The organism is Bacillus cereus, assembly GCF_002577405.1.
Classification (GTDB): domain Bacteria; phylum Bacillota; class Bacilli; order Bacillales; family Bacillaceae_G; genus Bacillus_A; species Bacillus_A cereus_AU.
This window is the reverse complement of the sequence record NZ_NULR01000002.1, coordinates 105,770-123,063: the sequence shown is the minus strand read 5'-3', so window position 1 is coordinate 123,063 and position 17,294 is coordinate 105,770. Positions and strand designations below refer to the sequence as shown.

Here is a 17,294-nt window from a genome sequence, read left to right as displayed (position 1 = left end):
TAAATGTTCTAATACTATTCATTTAAAAGTCATATTTTGAATTATTAAATAGAATGTACTACATAAAAATTCAAAATATCAGTTGACACTATTTTTAATGTATGATAAAAATGATAGTAATCAATTCGGAAAATAATATTTGAGCAATGAAAGGGTATAGTAGTGAAAATCTCCCTATTTCAGAGAGCTGATGGTTGGTGTGAATCAGTATATAGATTATTCATGAAGTTCGTCCTGGAGCATCTTTCATAAATCTCACATCGTGAGGAAATGAAAGACGGTAGTGCATACCGTTATCAAATAAAGTGGTGAAGATTTTGTTCACAACTAGGGTGGTACCGCGATATATATCGTCCCTACGTATTTACGTAGGGACGTTTTTTATTTAGGTCCTAACTTTGTTGTGGCTTCATAACTAGGGTGGTACCGCGATATTTTATCGTCCCTACGTATTTGCGTAGGGGCGTTTTTTATTTAGGTCTTACTTTTGTTGTATCTTCATAACTAGGGTGGTACCGCGATATTTTTGTCGTCCCTACGTATTTACGTAGGGGCGTTTTTTAGTTGAAGGGAAGTGGTTGTATTAGATCGGGGTGGTAATAGAACGATATGAACATAGACAGATTATAACGAAAAAAGAAATAGAAAAAGAGAGGAGATAAAAAGATGAATTCACAGCAATGGACATCGAAATTAGGTTTCGTATTAGCTGCAGCAGGTTCAGCAATTGGTCTTGGGGCGATTTGGAAATTCCCATATATGGCCGGCATTGGAGGGGGCGGTGCGTTCTTCCTTATTTTCATCGGTTTCACATTATTAATTGGATTACCGCTATTATTAGCTGAATTCGTTATTGGAAGAAGTACACAAAAAGAGGCCGTTGATGCGTACAGAGAGATTGCTCCTAAAACGTTATGGCCGTGGTTAGGTAAATTGGGGATTGTAACTTGTTTCATATTACTTTCTTTCTACAGCGTTGTAGGAGGTTGGATTTTATTATATTTATGGAATGCAATTACAGGTAGACTATGGGAAGGAAATGGGGCATACGAAGCTACGTTTGGTGAAATCATTTCCAATCCATATTTAGCAGTTGGATCACAGCTATTATTCATCCTTATTACTATTTTTATCGTAAGTAAAGGTGTACAAAATGGTGTTGAAAAAGTAAATAAATATTTCATGCCAGCACTATTCGTTTTATTCTTTGTATTAATCGTTCGTGCACTTACATTAGACGGTGCTGGAGAAGGAGTTCGTTTCTTCTTACAACCTGATTTCTCAAATGTAACGTCAGAAATTATTTTATATGCAATGGGGCAATCGTTCTTCTCACTATCAGTTGGTGTAGCAGTAATGGTAACGTATAGCTCATACTTACCGAAAGAAGAAAGTTTACCACGTTCGGCATTTTCAATCGTAGCTTTAACGCTTGTTATTACATTACTTGCAGGACTTGCGATCTTCCCAGTTGTATTCGCATTTGGAATGGAACCATCTCAAGGGCCGGGGCTATTATTTATCGTATTGCCAGCTATTTTCAGTAAAATGGCGTTCGGAAAATTATTCTTCATCGTTTTCTTATTACTATTCTTCTTTGCTACTATTACATCAGCAATTTCGATGTTAGAAATTAGCGTTGCATCTTTAACTGCAAAAGGTAAAGGGAAACGTGAAAAAATGGCTTTAATCGTTGGATTATTAATCTTCGTTGTTGGGGTACCATCAGCATTATCATTCGGTTTGTTAAGCGATGTGAAACCATTTGGAAAAACAATTTTTGATTTAGCAGATTATACGGTTAGTAACATACTAATGCCACTTGGAGTTTTATTAGTTTCCATCTTTGTTCCTTTAAAAATGAAGAAAGATGTATTAATGAAAGAGCTTGGTATAAGTAAAAATAAAGGCTATAAATTATTCGTATTATGGTTATTCTTACTTCGCTATATTGCACCAATTGCGATTATTATCGTATTCCTAAATGTACTTGGAATTATTTAATAAGAAAGGTAGCGTATCGTGGTATGATACGCTACCTTTTTATTTTGCTCTTTTTTGCAATTCGTTTACTGTTACGAATTGATAACCCTTTTTAGATAAAGAGTCTAAAATACCTTCAATGGTCTGTAAATTTTCATTAGATTCACCATACATAGAGTGCAATAAAATAATAGAACCAGGTTTTATATTCTTATTGACGTAGTCAATTTTATCAGCGGCAGATTTATAAAAAGTATCAGGTTCAAGGTCCCATGTAATCGTTTCGATATTATTTTGATTTAAATAGTATGGTAGCCCTATTAGCTTCTTACCGTTAGGTGGCCTAAAATCAATTTCGTCTGTAAATCCTGTTTGACGGATTAATGAATTCGTTTTTTCTATTTCTTCTTTAATAAAAGAAGGTGTTTTGAAAACCATTCTATTATGAGAATATGTATGATTTCCAAGTTGATGTCCAGATTGAACAATCGCTTTACCTAATGATAAATTATTTTCTAATTCGTTTCCGATAACAAAGAAAGTAGCTTTCGCATTGTACTTACCTAAAAGCGGTAATATTTGTTCGATATTTTTTGTAGGACCATCATCAAAAGTTAAGGCAACTATCTTTTCGTTCGTTTCAATGCGATTTGTCAGCTCACCAAATAATTGAAAGCTTCTTGCGTTCATTAATTTGTATGTTCCGAATAATGTTATAGTAATAATGAATAGTGTAACTATTGTAATGATTAATTTCTTCTTCATAATGCAACCTCACTATACTTTTTGATTGAACTAAAAAGTATTATATCAAACTGCGTAAATTGTTGCTTCAAAAAGTATGAAGATGCAAGTAGTGGGAATTTATCATATAATAAAATGAAATCAAAAGGTATATTAGGAGGTGTTTATATGGCGATTACAATTCAATTGCCAGACACTGCAACGTCTCATGCAAAGCCAAGTATGGAAATGGCGATACTTTGTGTGAGGTAGACAAGTAATATACGATTAATCGCCAAAATGAGCTCGTATCATTTTTTATATTTGGCTTTGCACCTTATTGAAATGAACCATAAAAAATAAGGGGCGAGCAGAAATGAAATACGTAAAAGCTGCGACTGTTTTACCGGAAAGTTTAATTGCTGAAATTCAAAAGTATATACAAGGTGAAACAATTTACATTCCAAAACAAGAAACGCAACATTATAAATGGGGTACGCGATCTGGTGGAAGAAAACATCTGGATGAAAGAAATAAAGCAATAAAAGATGCTTTTAAAAGTGGAACTGCCATTCAGCAACTTGCAGAAGAATATTTTCTTTCTGGAGAAACGATTAAAAAGATTGTGTATTCTAAATAAACAAAAGTAAAAGAGTTTGGTTCATATATTATTTTGAATCAGGCTCTTTTTGTTTTGTACGTATTGGATATATGGGGGAGGAATGGGCATGATAATAGCAAAAATGAATCGTATAGAAGTATGAATGGGGATTAAAACGTTATATTTCATATTACAGAAAGGTGAACAACTATGAATCATCTTGGACAAATAACGATAGAACTGTTTTTTGGTTTTTTTATTCTATTGATTGCTACTAAAATATTAGGGAAAACACAAATATCGCAGCTAACGCCTTTTGATTTTATTTCTGCTATTGTTCTTGGAGAACTTGTTGGAAATACTATATATGATCCGGAAATAAAAATATGGTCTATTTTATATGCAGTACTTGTATGGGTAGTGTTAATTTATGCAATAGAAGTAATAACGCAAAAATTTAGAGGAACGAGAAGCTTTTTTGAAGGATCACCTTCAATCATTATCCGTAACGGATATATTGACCGGGAACAACTAAGTTCAAATCATTTGGATATTAACCAATTACAACAAATGCTAAGACAACAAAAAGATATATTTTCAATCCGAGAAGTTGAATATATGGTTTTGGAACCTAATGGAAACATAAGTGTTCTGAAAAAAAGTAAATACGAATCTCCCACTATAAATGATTTAAGTTTAAAACATAAGCCTGTATACTTACCGATTTCATTAATTAGTGATGGGATAGTTGTTAAGGATAATTTGAGAGAAGCAGGTTTTGATGAAGGGTGGCTTTATAAACAAATAAAGAAAAAAGGGATTACTAAATTTGAGGATGTACTATATGCGGAATGGAAAGCAGATGATGGATTATTTTGTCAGGAAATGAATCGGTAGAAAATAATCAGTGTATGTAATTTTCATTTCTAAGTTATCTTTTACATATCAAAAAACTTAATCATTGTATACAATAAAACTAGATCAACAATTTGTATGGAGTGATAAAGATGGAAGCTTTTATTAGAAGTGATCAATATAATTTTATAAAGTCACAAGCTTATATTTTAGCAAATGGACATGCGACGGCAAATGATAGAGGAGTAATTCAAGCGTTAAAATCACTTGCAATTGAAAAAATAATACATGTATTTGAGAATTTAACGGATGAACAGAAAGAGTTAATTGATACGGTATTAACAGTTAAAAATAGAGAAGATGCAGAATCGTTTTTACTGAAAATAAATCCGTATGTAATTCCGTTTCAGGAAGTTACAGCACAAACGTTAAAAAAATTATTTCCTAAGGCGAAAAAATTAAAGCTTCCTGATATGGAAGAACTAGATATGAAAGAATTATCTTATTTAAGCTGGATTGACAAAGGATCAAGCAGGAAATTTATTATAGCGAAAAATGATGAAAATAAGTTTGTTGGTCTGCAAGGAACATTTCAAAGTTTAAATAAAAAAAGCATTTGTTCATTATGTCACGGGCATGAAGAAGTAGGAATGTTTTTAGTTGAAATTAAAGGTGATGTACCAGGAACTTTCGTTAAAAAAGGAAACTATATTTGTAAAGATGGTGTAGCTTGTAATCATAATATGAAATCGCTTGATAAATTGAACGATTTTATTGAGAGATTGAAGAAATAAATAGAAAATCTCTAGTGCTTAAGCTAGAGGTTTTTATTTTTTGAAGAAATAGTAATAGGTTTTTTATAGAGATATATTTATAAAAAGTCAGATCATTTATAATGAAATTTGATAAAAATACCTATTATGATACAGCTGTTTATGCGCAAGAAAGCAAAACATGGATTACATTTTATTGAAAGAAGTGGTGTTAAAAGTGAAGCGGTGTCCTAAAGATATGATAGCGGCGGGTCGTTGTCATACTGTTGGCCTTAAATCGGATGGAACGGTAGTAGCGGTGGGGCGAAATAAAGAAGGAGAATGCAATGTAAGTGGCTGGCGTGATATTGTAGCGGTCACAGCGGGTAATGTTCATATGGCGACTAACACGGGTAATGCTCATACAATCGGTCTAAAATCTGACAGTACTGTGATAGCAGTGGGCTGGAATAAGCATGACCAATGTGATGTAAACGAATGGGATAATATTGAATCAGTTGCGGCGGGGTGGCGTCGTACCATTGGCCTTAAATCGGATGGAACGGTAGTAGCGGTGGGGCGAAACAAAGAAGGAGAATGCAATGTAAACAGCTGGCGTGATATTGTAGCGGTCGCAGCGGGTGACTGGCATACAGTCGGTCTTAAATTGGACGGCAATGTGACAGCAGTAGGTAATAATCGGTATAACCAATGCAATGTAAGTGACTGGCGCGATATTGTGGCGATAGCGGCTGGTTATCTTCATACAGTTGGTCTTAAACCAAACGGCACGGTAACGGCAGTGGGTAATAATAAACATGACCAATGCGACGTAAGTGGCTGGCGCGGTATTGTGGCGATAGCGGTTGGCACGAATCATACAATCGGTCTTAAATCAGACGGAACGGTTGTAGCAACGGGTTGGAATGAGTATGGCCAATGTAATGTAAGTGATTGGTGCGATATTGTAGCGATAGCGGCGGGTTGTGCTCATACAGTCGGTCTTAAATCAGACGGAACGGTTGTAGCAGTGGGTAATAATGAATATGGCCAATGTGATGTAGGGAGCTGGCGAGGTATCCGACTGTCGGGTAATTAGTTTTTAACGACTGGATGATCCAACCATTTTGTTCTTTTACATAGTTGTTGATGGGGAATAAAAATATGTGAATTCCAATAAATCGTCAGTAATATTATTCTATTTCAAGAGTAATTATGGAATAAGATATGTATAAAATGATCAAGCTTATATCTGCTGAATAAGAATTCTTTTTCAAAATGGGTTCTTATTCTTTTTTCATTAAATGAGGGTATATGTTACATTTTTGAACAAATTTTATTTCAAAGCTACAGTAGACGACCTAGTTAGGAGAGGAGAAGAAATGTTTAAAAAGATTTTGCTTTTTTTACCAGATTTTTCACTTGTATGTATCGTTCTCTACATAACATACACAACTTCTCTTAGTTTTGGGCAGATGTTAGTAATTTCAATTGCAATCGGAATAATAGGTGGCCTTCTTATAAGAATAAGTAAGGATTTATTTACATTCATCAAGTGGACAATCAAACAAAAGAAATCTTGAATATGTTTAATGGCTATAAGGAGAGAATGAAATGACTAATAAAAAGAATAGAGTGAAAAACGAGATAGTACTTTGGACATTAACAGCAATTGTACTTTTAATTGTATGGTATTTTTTTGAGAAATAAAAACGCATCGAACTTTTAAAAGAAAGCACGATGCGTTTTTATTATTTTTTTTGCCAATTTTCTTTAATAAAATCTTCACGGCCAGATTCTTTTTGCTCGGCAGCATATTTCTCTGGATTCTTTTTATAGAAATGTTGGTGATAGTCCTCCGCCTCATAAAAAGGTGCAGCAGGACGAATTTCAGTTACGATAGGATCTTTAAACATACCGCTTTCTGAAAGAGTTTGCTTCGATTTTTCTGCAAGCTCTTTTTGTGTTTCGTTATGATAGAAAATAGCTGTGCGGTATGATGGACCACGATCAAAGAATTGTCCGTCATCATCAGTTGGATCGATTTGTGGCCAATATAAATCTAATAATTTTTCATACGGGAAAATAGAAGGATCAAATGTAATTTGTACAACTTCTAAGTGTCCAGATGTTCCAGCTTTTACTTGTTCGTATGTTGGATTTTCTATATGACCGCCTGCATAGCCAGAAATAACTTTTTGGATACCAGGAAGTTCATCAAATGGTTTTACCATGCACCAAAAGCAACCGCCTGCGAAGGTTGCGAGTTCGTATGTTTTTTCGGACATTGCTGTAATCCCCCTAAATATATATGTTTTATATAGTATTATATAAATTATTTTATTGCGCAATAAAAAAGATTTGAAAATATATGTTTTTTATAAACATGATCCTCCGCTCACATCAATCAATTGTCCAGTAACCCAGCGACTATCAGGGGAAGCAAGAAATGCAGCGGTATCGGCAATATCTTCTACTTCACCTAATCGATTGAAAGCGGAAATGTTAGTAGCATACTGTTTCATCATTGGATCGCTTAAGAGTTCTGCGTTCATATCTGTTTTGATAAAGCCTGGAAGAATTGCATTCACAGTAATTCCTCGTGCGCCGAGCTGTTTTGCTAACGTAAAAGTCATTGTATTAATAGCGCCTTTCGTCATACTATACGCAACAAAATCAGGTAAAGAAATGCGTGTTGCAGCTGATGAAATATTAATAATTCGGCTATTGTCACGTAAACGTGGTAGTGCTTGTTGAATGATAAAGAATGGTGCTTTTGCATTTACTGAAACAATTCTATCAAAAAATTGTTCAGTCGTTTCTTCAATAAAAGCACCAGGTCCAATTCCAGCGTTGTTTATTAAAATATCAAATTTAGTTTCACCAGTTCGTTTTTGTAATTCAGTATCTAAAGCGCTATAAAGATCTTCTACACCGTGTAATGATTCAAGATTTGCACCGATAGAAAAAGCTGAGCCGCCATTTGATTGAATTTCATGAACAGTTTCTTCAGCATCTTCTTTTCGATTACCATAATGAACAGCAACTAATGCACCGTCGTTTGCTAAACGTTTTGCGATAGCACGTCCAATTCCTCGGCTTGCTCCTGTAACTAATGCTATTTTTCCTTTTAACATAGTTTTCTCATCTCCTCATAAATTTATATGTTTTTAAGTTGTTTTTCTTTATGTAGTAACGCGAACATACTTAAGTAATATATGAGTATGTGTAAGAAGTTCATTCCGATTTTGTTTTGGGAAAAAACAAATAACTGTTTAGTATGTGAATTGAGATTTCAAAAAAATTAAAAAAATATATTGACAATGAAAAGAACAAAGTCCTATAATACGTTTAATAAATAAAAGTTAATTAAGAATTTTCAGACTTCATATTTTATATATGCAAAGAAGAGGAAAGTAAATGATTATGATTGTTTCAGAGAGCTACTCCAAGGCTGTGAGAGTAGTAACTATCGAATCATTGAATATCACCTCGGAGCATCGCTTGCGAAAGGGAAACTGAGTAGAGGGCGGCGGCATCGTCTCCGGTAAAAGGACGGAGGTCTGGTTGGACCTACAGAGCTTATATTTCGTGAGAAGTGTAAGGAAGCTGAGTGGTAACGCGAAACTCTCGCCTCAGCAATCAAAGCTACTATTAAGTAGTAGTTGATTGCTGAGGTGAGAGTTTTTATTTTAAAAAATAGACTATGTAAGAGAAAAAATACGTAAGAGGGGATTTGACAAGATGAGAAGTGACATGATTAAAAAAGGTTTTGATAAAGCTCCGCACCGTAGTTTATTAAAAGCAACTGGTTTGAAAGATGAAGATTTTGATAAACCTTTCATAGCGATTTGTAATTCTTTTATTGAAATTATTCCAGGACATAAGCACTTGAACGAGTTTGGGAAACTTGTAAAAGAAGCAGTTCGTGCGGCAGGTATGGTACCATTCGAATTCAATACAATTGGAGTAGATGACGGTATTGCGATGGGACATATCGGAATGCGTTATTCGCTTCCGAGTCGTGAAATTATTGCAGATTCAGTAGAAACGGTTGTAAATGCACACTGGTTTGACGGCATGATTTGTATCCCAAACTGTGACAAAATTACACCAGGTATGATGATGGCGGCTCTTCGTATTAACATTCCAACTGTGTTTGTTTCAGGTGGACCGATGGCAGCGGGGAAAACTTCTAAGGGGGAAGTAGTTGACCTAAGTTCTGTTTTTGAAGGGGTAGGAGCCTACCAATCTGGGAAAATTTCAGAAGAAGAATTAAAGGATATTGAAGATCATGGCTGTCCATCTTGTGGTTCTTGTTCGGGTATGTTTACAGCGAACTCTATGAACTGTTTATGTGAAGTGTTAGGTTTAGCGCTTCCTGGTAACGGGAGTATTTTAGCAATTGATCCAAGACGTGAAGAGCTAATTAAACAAGCAGCAGAGAAATTGAAAATTTTAATTGAGAGAGATATTAAGCCAAGAGATATCGTGACAGAAGAGGCAATTGATGATGCTTTTGCGCTTGATATGGCAATGGGCGGTTCAACAAATACAGTGTTGCATACATTAGCGCTCGCACAAGAGGCTGGATTAGATTACGATATGAACCGCATTGATGCAGTTTCAAGACGTGTACCGCATTTATGTAAAGTAAGTCCAGCCTCTAATTGGCATATGGAAGATATCGATCGAGCAGGCGGGATTAGTGCAATTTTGAAAGAGATGAGCCGAAAAGAAGGGGTACTTCACCTTGATCGAATAACTGCTACTGGGCAAACGTTAAGAGAAAATATTGCTGAGGCAGAGATTAAAGATAAGGAAGTTATTCATTCTCTCGAAAACCCTCATAGTGAAGAGGGGGGCTTACGTATATTAAAAGGAAATCTTGCGAAAGATGGAGCGGTTATTAAAAGCGGAGCAACCGAGGTAAAACGATTTGAAGGACCTTGCGTTATTTTTAATTCACAAGATGAGGCACTCGCTGGAATTATGCTTGGGAAAGTGAAGAAAGGAGATGTAGTTGTTATTCGTTATGAAGGACCAAGGGGCGGACCTGGTATGCCAGAAATGTTAGCACCAACATCAGCAATTGCTGGAATGGGATTAGGTGCTGATGTAGCACTTTTAACAGATGGACGTTTCTCTGGAGCTTCACGTGGTATTTCGGTAGGACATATTTCACCAGAAGCGGCTGCTGGTGGAACGATTGCTCTTCTTGAGAAAGGGGATATCGTTTGTATTGATGTTGAAGAGCGTTTGTTAGAAGTAAGAGTGAGTGATGAAGAATTGGAGAAACGTAGAAAAGAATGGAAACGACCAGAACCAAAAGTGAAAACTGGATGGCTTGGACGTTATGCACAAATGGTAACATCGGCGAATACAGGGGCTGTTCTGAAAATCCCAAACTTTGATTGAGCCAATATAAAAGAGATGAGGAATGATGTGAGATGATGCAAAATGTGAAGGAGAGAGTAAAGATTGAAGATATCCTTATGGCTCATAATTGTATGAAGGATATCGTCATGAAAACGCCCTTGCAACGAGATAAGGTTTTATCTGAAAAATATGAATGTGAGGTGTATATTAAGCGAGAAGATTTGCAAGTAATTCGTTCTTTCAAAATTCGGGGTGCATACAATTTAATTCAAAGCTTGTCAAAAGATCAATTACAAAATGGTGTTGTATGTGCAAGTGCTGGTAATCATGCACAAGGAGTTGCATATACGTGCAATTTATTAAATATTCAATCGAAGATCTTTATGCCAACAACAACGCCAAAACAGAAAGTGTCACAAGTTCAATTTTTTGGTGGTAGCTTTGCAGAAATCATGTTAGTTGGTGATACATTTGATAGTGCTTTCCAAGAGGCGCAGCGCTATTGTGAGGAAAATAGGATGACATTTGTGCATCCATTTGATGATCCGTATGTGATTGCAGGGCAAGGAACGGTAGCTGTTGAAATTATGCATGATATGGATAAGACAGTTGATTATCTCTTTACCGCAATTGGCGGTGGTGGATTAGCCTCGGGTACTGGTATATATGTGAAGGGGGTAAGTCCAAATACAAAAGTAATTGGTGTAGAACCGTTGGGAGCTGCATCTATGAAAGAGGCTTTTCTTCAAAATGAAAATGTTGCTTTAGAGAAAATTGATAGTTTCGTTGATGGAGCGGCCGTAAAAAAGGTGGGGAAATTGACTTTTGAAACTTGTAAAGACGTACTCGATGATATCGTATTAGTTCCAGAAGGGAAAATTTGTACAACAATTTTAGAATTATACAAGAAAAATGCAATTGTAGCAGAGCCTGCTGGTGCACTCTCTATTGCAGCACTTGATCTATACAAGGATGAAATAAAAGGAAAAACAGTTGTATGTACGTTGAGCGGTGGAAATAATGATATTGATAGAATGCAAGAAATGAAAGAACGTTCGCTCATTTATGAAGGACTAAAACATTACTTTATCATTGAATTTCCGCAGCGATCTGGAGCGCTAAGAGAGTTTCTTGATAAGGGATTGGGTCCAGAAGATGATATTACTCGATTTGAGTACATTAAGAAACATAATAAAGAAAATGGTCCAGCGCTAGTCGGTGTAGAGTTAAAGCATAAAGAAGATTATGAGCAATTAATTACTCGTTTTAAAGAAAATAATATTCAATTTATGGAGCTTAATAAAAATCCTGTTTTGTTTGATTTGCTTATTTAAATAGAAGGAAAGGGTTAGCATCCAATTGTAATTAAAATAAAAAAGATAGATACAAGCAAGGGAAACGCTGCTTGTTCTATCTTTTTTACAATTAAACTAAATAATTTCCATATTCAAGAAGGATAAAGCTAGTTAACCAAAAGAGTATCGCAATACGAATGATTACATACATAGTGAATTCAAAGGTAGTAAGTTTTCGTTCTCGTTTTATTTTTTTTAGAAGTCTAACAGAAAAAACTGAACATAAAAGTAGAATAGCTATAGATATTTTATAAATATTCTCTAACAAACTTACATTTTCTAATAAGTCTTTCAGCATGTTCATCACCTATTCTGTAATGTGTGTTACAGAGAAATGGATCTAGTGTTGTTTAGTTACGTTTGTTAATTATTTTCCCAGTATCATCAATTTCTACATCAGTTGAAACTGTTTGTAAATATTGTAGTGCTTTTTTCTTTTCTTCTTCACTTACAGGAGAAACTTGGTTGTTGCGAATGATGTAAGGGTTAAATGACATTTGGACATCTTCCCCTTTAAATGTTAATGTCAATACGCCTGTTTCGGCACTCTTTCCACTTACATAACTCGGGAATAAAAAATTACCTAACGAGTATGCGATAGGAACTTTATTATAATACTCAAATCCTTGTAGCCAATGCGGATGACTACCGACAATAGCGTCAGCTCCTGCTTCGACCATTTTAGGTACATATTGTTTTTGATATTCTACTGGGCGATTTGATTTTTCAACGCCCCAATGCATATAAACGATTACATAATCAGCATCTTTCTTTTGCTCTTGAATCGTTTTTGTTACAAGATCTAGATCATATCCGTTTGCAACGCCAGGTTTATTTTCACCAGCTACCCAATTAGAATCAGGCATAAATCGAACGAAGGAAAGAAATTTGAACTTTTTCCCTTTTACGGTCATTTCTCGTGCTGTATATGCATCTTTTGCATTTTTTCCGGCCCCAATGTAAGGGAACTTTAATTTTTCTACGTGAGAGATAGTGTCTAATAATCCCTCTTGCCCATAATCAAGTGTATGGTTATTCCCAATATTTACGATGTCATATCCAGTGTTTTTAATAGCTTGTAGTGTAGATGGATCGCTTTTAATCCAAAACAGCTGCCCAGGTGCTTTCTTTTCTCTCGTTGTAAATGCTGACTCTAAATTAACAAAAGAAATATCAGCTTTTGTGATTTCTTCTTTTACATGTTGGAATGGATAATCTGCCCCATTTTTTTCGATTATAGGGCGCAATTGCCAATCGAACATTGTATCACCAGAGAAGGTGAGTGTAATTTCCGGGTCTTCTATTTTCTTTTCGCTTTTTGAAGTTGTTTTACTAGATTTGTTTTGCAAATCGGGTTTGTCTTTCGCTTTTGAAATAAAAGAGTAATTGATTAATAAAACAATTGGTGTAATGAAAAAGGCTATTAACAAAAATCGTTTTAGTAAAGTTTTCATAAATACCTTCCCTTTTGAGTTTATCCCGCAATTAGATTAACGATGTATCTACTAAAAGTAAGTTATCGGTCTATGTATAGTTATAAAAATTACGGGGGATGTAGTAGAAATCATTTGTTAATATTCACAATATTAAGTTAACATATAGGTAACCTATAAAGCAATGTATAAACCAAAATATAGAAATAAAGAATTCGAAGGGTGAAGAATGAGAAATGGTTATATTAGGAGCAGTTGTAAATGGGGTTTGTATTATATTTGGTACTTTACTTGGTAAATTATTTAGTGCGATTCCAGAAAGTATGAAAGGGACGATCATGCATGCAATCGGTTTAGCGGTTACTGTGCTTGGACTTCAAATGGCATTAAAAAGTGAAAATTTTCTTGTCGTGATACTAAGTTTAGTGATTGGTACGGTAATCGGAGAATGGTTGCAATTAGAAGAAAAGTTAAAACTTTTAGGGGATTGGCTAGAAAATAAAGTTGGATCGAAAGGGAAAGGAAGCATATCAGAAGGTTTTGTAACAGCTACTTTAATTTTTGCAATTGGCGCGATGGGGATACTTGGTGCATTGGACAGTGGAATTCGCGGAAATCATGATGTTTTATTCACAAAGGCGATTATCGATGGATTTATTTCTATTATATTAACGACAACTCTAGGGATTGGCGTAGTATTTTCAGCGATTCCAGTTATTTTATATGAGGGTGGTATTGCGATTTTTGCAACACAAATTAATAGTGTTGTCCCGAAAGAATTAATGAATCAATTTATAGTGGAAATGACAGCTACGGGAGGTATTATGATATCTGCCATCGGATTAAACTTACTTGGTGTTATTAAAATTAAGGTTGCAAATTTACTTCCAGGGATATTGGTAGTTGGGATAATTGTTTCTATTATTTATGGTTATGATTCGATACTAAGCTATTAGGAGAAGAGACATATGTATGAATTTCAATTTACAAAACGTGTTCATAAAATATTTGAGGTTGCAGCAGAAGAGACTAAGTATAATATAATTCAACCAATGCATCTGTTCATCGGTATGTGTAAAGAAGGTACCGGAGTTTGTGGTGAGTTATATATGTATTTGTTTCGTAACGTGGGTACGGATTTTGTAGAAGAACATTTGTTACAAAACCAATTTGATTTAAATGATCAAGAGTATATAAAAATAGGACAATATAAATTATCTTATAAGACGATAGAAATTTTACAAATCGCGAAGAAACGTATGGAACGTTTTCGGCAAGGATTAATAAATGAAGGGCATGTTATATATGCATTATTTCGTGTAGGTACAGTTATTGATAAATTTATACATACACAAATGCAAAAAGATGTATTAAAAATTACAGCTGAACCAAGAGATTTAGCGGTGGATTTAAAAAACTTTGTTTCGATTTATAATAATTTAGTTTGTACTATTAGAAGAGCTAGTTCTTCAGATTTTGAAAAATTAGCAAGGTTTGTTAAGGACGAATTTGGAGAACGTTGGTTACATTCGATAGATTATGGATTTCGAACATATAAAGAAAAGGTACCCATCTATATTGCACAGCAAGAAGAAGCGATAGTAGGCTTTGCTTGTTACGATGTAGTGAGAGGAAAGAAAGGATTATTCGGTCCGATGGGAACAGCGAAACAAAATCGTGTGAAAGGTGTAGGAAAAGGATTGTTGCATCATTGTTTATATCATATGAAGCAAGAGGGATATGAATATGCAATTATTGGACAAGCAGGTCCGATTGAATTTTATGAGAGAAGTTGTAATGCGCGTTTAATACCGATAGAAGATAATTGACCAACTCCATATTTGGGAGTTGGTTTTATTATGAAAACAATGTGGAAATTCAGTGGTTTTTGCTAGGAAATATCAGGTTTAGTAATTGAATTTACATATAAATCAAATTACTAAACTTTTTACACAAAAGGGTGTAGAATGGGTATCGAATGAAAGAAGGTGTGAAAATGGCCAGCTGGAAACGAAACTTAATGATTTGTTGGCTAGGTTGTTTTACCACTGCAGCCGGTATGAGTTTAGTAATTCCTTTCTTATCTTTTTATATTGAGGAATTAGGGGTGACTGGCACTTCTAGTATTGCACAGTGGTCGGGACTTGCATTTGGTGTAACATTTTTAATGGGTGCGATCGTATCACCGATATGGGGAAAGCTTGGTGATATACATGGACGGAAATTGATGCTTATTCGTGCTAGCCTTGGTATGGCGATTATTATGACGCTTATGGGGTTTGTAACGGATGTGTATCAACTTGTCGCACTAAGATTTTTGATGGGAGCAGTATCTGGTTTCCTTTCAACGGCGATGACATTTATTGCTGCTGAAACTCCGAAAGAGCATTCAGGTTGGGCGATTTCCACAATTTCAACTGGTGGCGTGAGCGGCTCTTTACTTGGGCCATTACTTGGAGGCTATTTGTCTGAGTTAATTGGAATGCGCCATGTCTTTCTTGTTACAGGAGCTTTTTTATTTCTTTCCTTTCTCATCGTCTTTTTCTTCCTACATGAAGAAAATCATTCTGCCAAGGCAAAAAAAGCACAGCCGAAAAAAGTATGGACGATGGTCCCAGCTAAGAATTTAATTATTAGTTTATTTGTCACAACATTTATTATTCAACTTGCGAATATGTCAATTCAACCGATTATTACATTGTATGTAAAGAATTTGGAAGGACCAGGAACATCTCATATCGAAATGATTGCAGGGGCAGTCATGTCTGCGACAGGATTAGCAGTTATTTTGGCAGCGCCAAGACTTGGAAGATTATCAGATCATATAGGTCCTCAAAAAACTTTAGTAGTAGCATTGTTTGCTGCAGGAATTATCTTTATTCCGCAAGCCTTTGTAACCTCAGCGTGGCAACTATTAATTCTTCGCTTTTTATTGGGTATCGCACAAGCAGGATTATTACCTTCCGTACAAACTCTACTAAAACAACATACACCAACCCATGTTACGGGACGCATATTTGGGTATAATCAGTCGTTTCAATTTTTAGGAAATATGATTGGTCCAGTGCTTGGGGGACAAATTGCAGCTCATGCAGGCTTCCAATATGTTTTCTTCTCTACATCATCACTATTGTTTATTGCGTGTATTTGGGTGTATTTTCATAATAAGAACGAAGAGGCATCAGAGAAACGACATTTGGAAGTTAGTTAAAAAGGTGAATGAAAAAAGGAAAAGGATGAAGCCATATACGCTTCATCCTTTTTCATTAAAATTGGAGACAAAGATAACTTAACGTACCGAGCTCGTAACTACGGTGAATGACTTCTCCATTATTCTCACCACTGCCCATAGCGATAAATAAAGGAACAAAATGCTCTGCTCTTGGTACTGCTAATTGTGCATGAGGAGCATTTTTCTCCCAATTAAACAATGCATCTTTATCGTTAACCTGCATATGTTTAATAATCCAATCATCAAATTCAATTGCCCATTTTTCAGGTGTAGTCTGATTCCATTTCAGAGCTCTTAAATTATGAACAGTAACGCCGCTGCCAATTACTAAAATATCTTCTTGGCCAAGTCCTTTTAATGCTTCTCCAATTTCAAATTGTTCTTTTGCAGGAAGGAATGGATTTACTGATATTTGTACGACAGGAATATTTGCTTCTGGATACATGCGATGCAGGAGTGTCCATGAGCCATGATCTAAACCTCTCGTCATATTATGATGGACTGGAATACCTTTATTTTTAAATTTTGTTTCTAACATAGATGCGATATGAGAAGAGCCTTTCGCACGATATTTGATTTCGTATAATTCAGGAGGAAAACCTCCAAAATCATAAATTGTTTCATATTCGTTATCTGATGAGGAAATCGTTAATATTTCACTTTCCCAATGAGCGGTAAAAATAACGATTGCTTTCGGTTTATATGTTTCTCCAAGTGTTTTTAAAAAGCGTGTATAATCTGTATCTTGAATTGCGAGCATTGGTGAACCATGTGCTAAAAATAATGATGGCATCATAATAGAAACCTCCTAAAAATATAATAATTACTTTATGTAAGTAACTATATAATTTTATTTTAAGTTCGTCAACATAATAGTTTGGTAGCTAATCGGAAAAGTATGGAATTTGTCATAATGAAAGCAATTGCATATAATATATAGTAAGAATAATGAATGAGTATTCATTTTTAAGATACATAATA

The 17,294-nt window shown here is 35.1% G+C and carries 17 protein-coding genes and 2 other annotated features; of the genes, 11 read left to right on the top strand and 6 right to left on the bottom strand.

Annotated elements, in window-relative coordinates:
* Positions 1 to 137 precede the first annotated feature (137 nt).
* Positions 138 to 361: a binding site (T-box leader), on the top strand.
* A gap of 305 nt (positions 362 to 666) precedes the next feature.
* Positions 667 to 2,004, top strand: coding sequence for a sodium-dependent transporter (locus COC96_RS03770; protein WP_098768338.1), 1,338 nt, complete (start codon positions 667 to 669; stop codon positions 2,002 to 2,004).
* A 39-nt stretch (positions 2,005 to 2,043) separates the two neighbouring features.
* Here COC96_RS03770 and COC96_RS03765 read toward each other — a convergent pair whose 3' ends face one another.
* On the bottom strand, positions 2,044 to 2,748 hold the full coding sequence (locus COC96_RS03765; RefSeq protein ID WP_098768337.1) for a polysaccharide deacetylase family protein: 705 nt from the start codon (positions 2,746 to 2,748) through the stop codon (positions 2,044 to 2,046).
* 334 nt (positions 2,749 to 3,082) lie between these two features.
* Here COC96_RS03765 and COC96_RS03760 point away from each other — a divergent pair, with 334 nt between their 5' ends.
* The 5 genes from COC96_RS03760 (at position 3,083) to COC96_RS03735 (ending at position 6,497) form a co-directional block, all read left to right on the top strand.
* Positions 3,083 to 3,346, top strand: coding sequence for a CD3324 family protein (locus COC96_RS03760; protein ID WP_097902149.1), 264 nt, complete (start codon positions 3,083 to 3,085; stop codon positions 3,344 to 3,346).
* A gap of 171 nt (positions 3,347 to 3,517) precedes the next feature.
* A complete protein-coding gene (locus COC96_RS03755) occupies positions 3,518 to 4,204 on the top strand; it encodes a DUF421 domain-containing protein (RefSeq protein ID WP_098768336.1) in 687 nt (228 codons plus the stop codon).
* A gap of 110 nt (positions 4,205 to 4,314) precedes the next feature.
* Positions 4,315 to 4,956: a FusB/FusC family EF-G-binding protein gene (locus tag COC96_RS03745; protein ID WP_098768335.1), complete on the top strand. Its 642-nt coding sequence runs from the start codon at positions 4,315 to 4,317 to the stop codon at positions 4,954 to 4,956.
* Between the two features lie 160 nt (positions 4,957 to 5,116).
* Positions 5,117 to 6,013, top strand: coding sequence for an RCC1 domain-containing protein (locus COC96_RS03740; RefSeq protein ID WP_098768334.1), 897 nt, complete (start codon positions 5,117 to 5,119; stop codon positions 6,011 to 6,013).
* A 283-nt stretch (positions 6,014 to 6,296) separates the two neighbouring features.
* On the top strand, positions 6,297 to 6,497 hold the full coding sequence (locus COC96_RS03735; RefSeq protein ID WP_098768333.1) for a hypothetical protein: 201 nt from the start codon (positions 6,297 to 6,299) through the stop codon (positions 6,495 to 6,497).
* Between the two features lie 168 nt (positions 6,498 to 6,665).
* Here COC96_RS03735 and msrA read toward each other — a convergent pair whose 3' ends face one another.
* Both msrA and COC96_RS03720 read right to left on the bottom strand, forming a co-directional pair.
* Positions 6,666 to 7,202: a peptide-methionine (S)-S-oxide reductase MsrA gene (gene msrA / locus COC96_RS03725; RefSeq protein ID WP_098768331.1), complete on the bottom strand. Its 537-nt coding sequence runs from the start codon at positions 7,200 to 7,202 to the stop codon at positions 6,666 to 6,668.
* Positions 7,203 to 7,292: 90 nt separating this feature from the next.
* Positions 7,293 to 8,051: an SDR family oxidoreductase gene (locus COC96_RS03720; protein WP_098768330.1), complete on the bottom strand. Its 759-nt coding sequence runs from the start codon at positions 8,049 to 8,051 to the stop codon at positions 7,293 to 7,295.
* Positions 8,052 to 8,309: 258 nt separating this feature from the next.
* Positions 8,310 to 8,555: a binding site (T-box leader), on the top strand.
* Positions 8,556 to 8,658: 103 nt separating this feature from the next.
* Between COC96_RS03720 and ilvD the strand changes: the two genes are divergently transcribed.
* Both ilvD and ilvA read left to right on the top strand, forming a co-directional pair.
* Positions 8,659 to 10,332: a dihydroxy-acid dehydratase gene (gene ilvD, locus COC96_RS03715; RefSeq protein ID WP_098267430.1), complete on the top strand. Its 1,674-nt coding sequence runs from the start codon at positions 8,659 to 8,661 to the stop codon at positions 10,330 to 10,332.
* Positions 10,333 to 10,364: 32 nt separating this feature from the next.
* Positions 10,365 to 11,627, top strand: a complete 1,263-nt coding sequence (gene ilvA, locus COC96_RS03710; RefSeq protein WP_098267431.1) for a threonine ammonia-lyase IlvA — start codon at positions 10,365 to 10,367, stop codon at positions 11,625 to 11,627.
* Between the two features lie 91 nt (positions 11,628 to 11,718).
* Here ilvA and COC96_RS03705 read toward each other — a convergent pair whose 3' ends face one another.
* On the bottom strand, positions 11,719 to 11,946 hold the full coding sequence (locus COC96_RS03705; protein ID WP_097902139.1) for a hypothetical protein: 228 nt from the start codon (positions 11,944 to 11,946) through the stop codon (positions 11,719 to 11,721).
* Positions 11,947 to 11,998: 52 nt separating this feature from the next.
* Positions 11,999 to 13,102, bottom strand: a complete 1,104-nt coding sequence (locus tag COC96_RS03700; protein ID WP_098267433.1) for a CapA family protein — start codon at positions 13,100 to 13,102, stop codon at positions 11,999 to 12,001.
* 215 nt (positions 13,103 to 13,317) lie between these two features.
* Here COC96_RS03700 and COC96_RS03695 point away from each other — a divergent pair, with 215 nt between their 5' ends.
* The 3 genes from COC96_RS03695 (at position 13,318) to COC96_RS03685 (ending at position 16,292) form a co-directional block, all read left to right on the top strand.
* Positions 13,318 to 14,037, top strand: coding sequence for a DUF554 domain-containing protein (locus COC96_RS03695; RefSeq protein ID WP_098267434.1), 720 nt, complete (start codon positions 13,318 to 13,320; stop codon positions 14,035 to 14,037).
* 12 nt (positions 14,038 to 14,049) lie between these two features.
* Positions 14,050 to 14,910 carry a GNAT family N-acetyltransferase gene (locus tag COC96_RS03690; RefSeq protein ID WP_098768329.1) on the top strand — a complete coding sequence of 287 codons (861 nt, stop codon included), beginning with the start codon at positions 14,050 to 14,052 and terminating at the stop codon, positions 14,908 to 14,910.
* Between the two features lie 167 nt (positions 14,911 to 15,077).
* Positions 15,078 to 16,292: a multidrug efflux MFS transporter gene (locus tag COC96_RS03685; RefSeq protein WP_098267436.1), complete on the top strand. Its 1,215-nt coding sequence runs from the start codon at positions 15,078 to 15,080 to the stop codon at positions 16,290 to 16,292.
* A gap of 55 nt (positions 16,293 to 16,347) precedes the next feature.
* Here the strand turns inward: COC96_RS03685 and COC96_RS03680 are convergent, their stop codons facing one another.
* Entirely contained in the window at positions 16,348 to 17,109 is a 762-nt protein-coding gene (locus COC96_RS03680) for a DODA-type extradiol aromatic ring-opening family dioxygenase (protein ID WP_098768328.1), read from the bottom strand.
* Between the last annotated feature and the right edge of the window lie 185 nt (positions 17,110 to 17,294).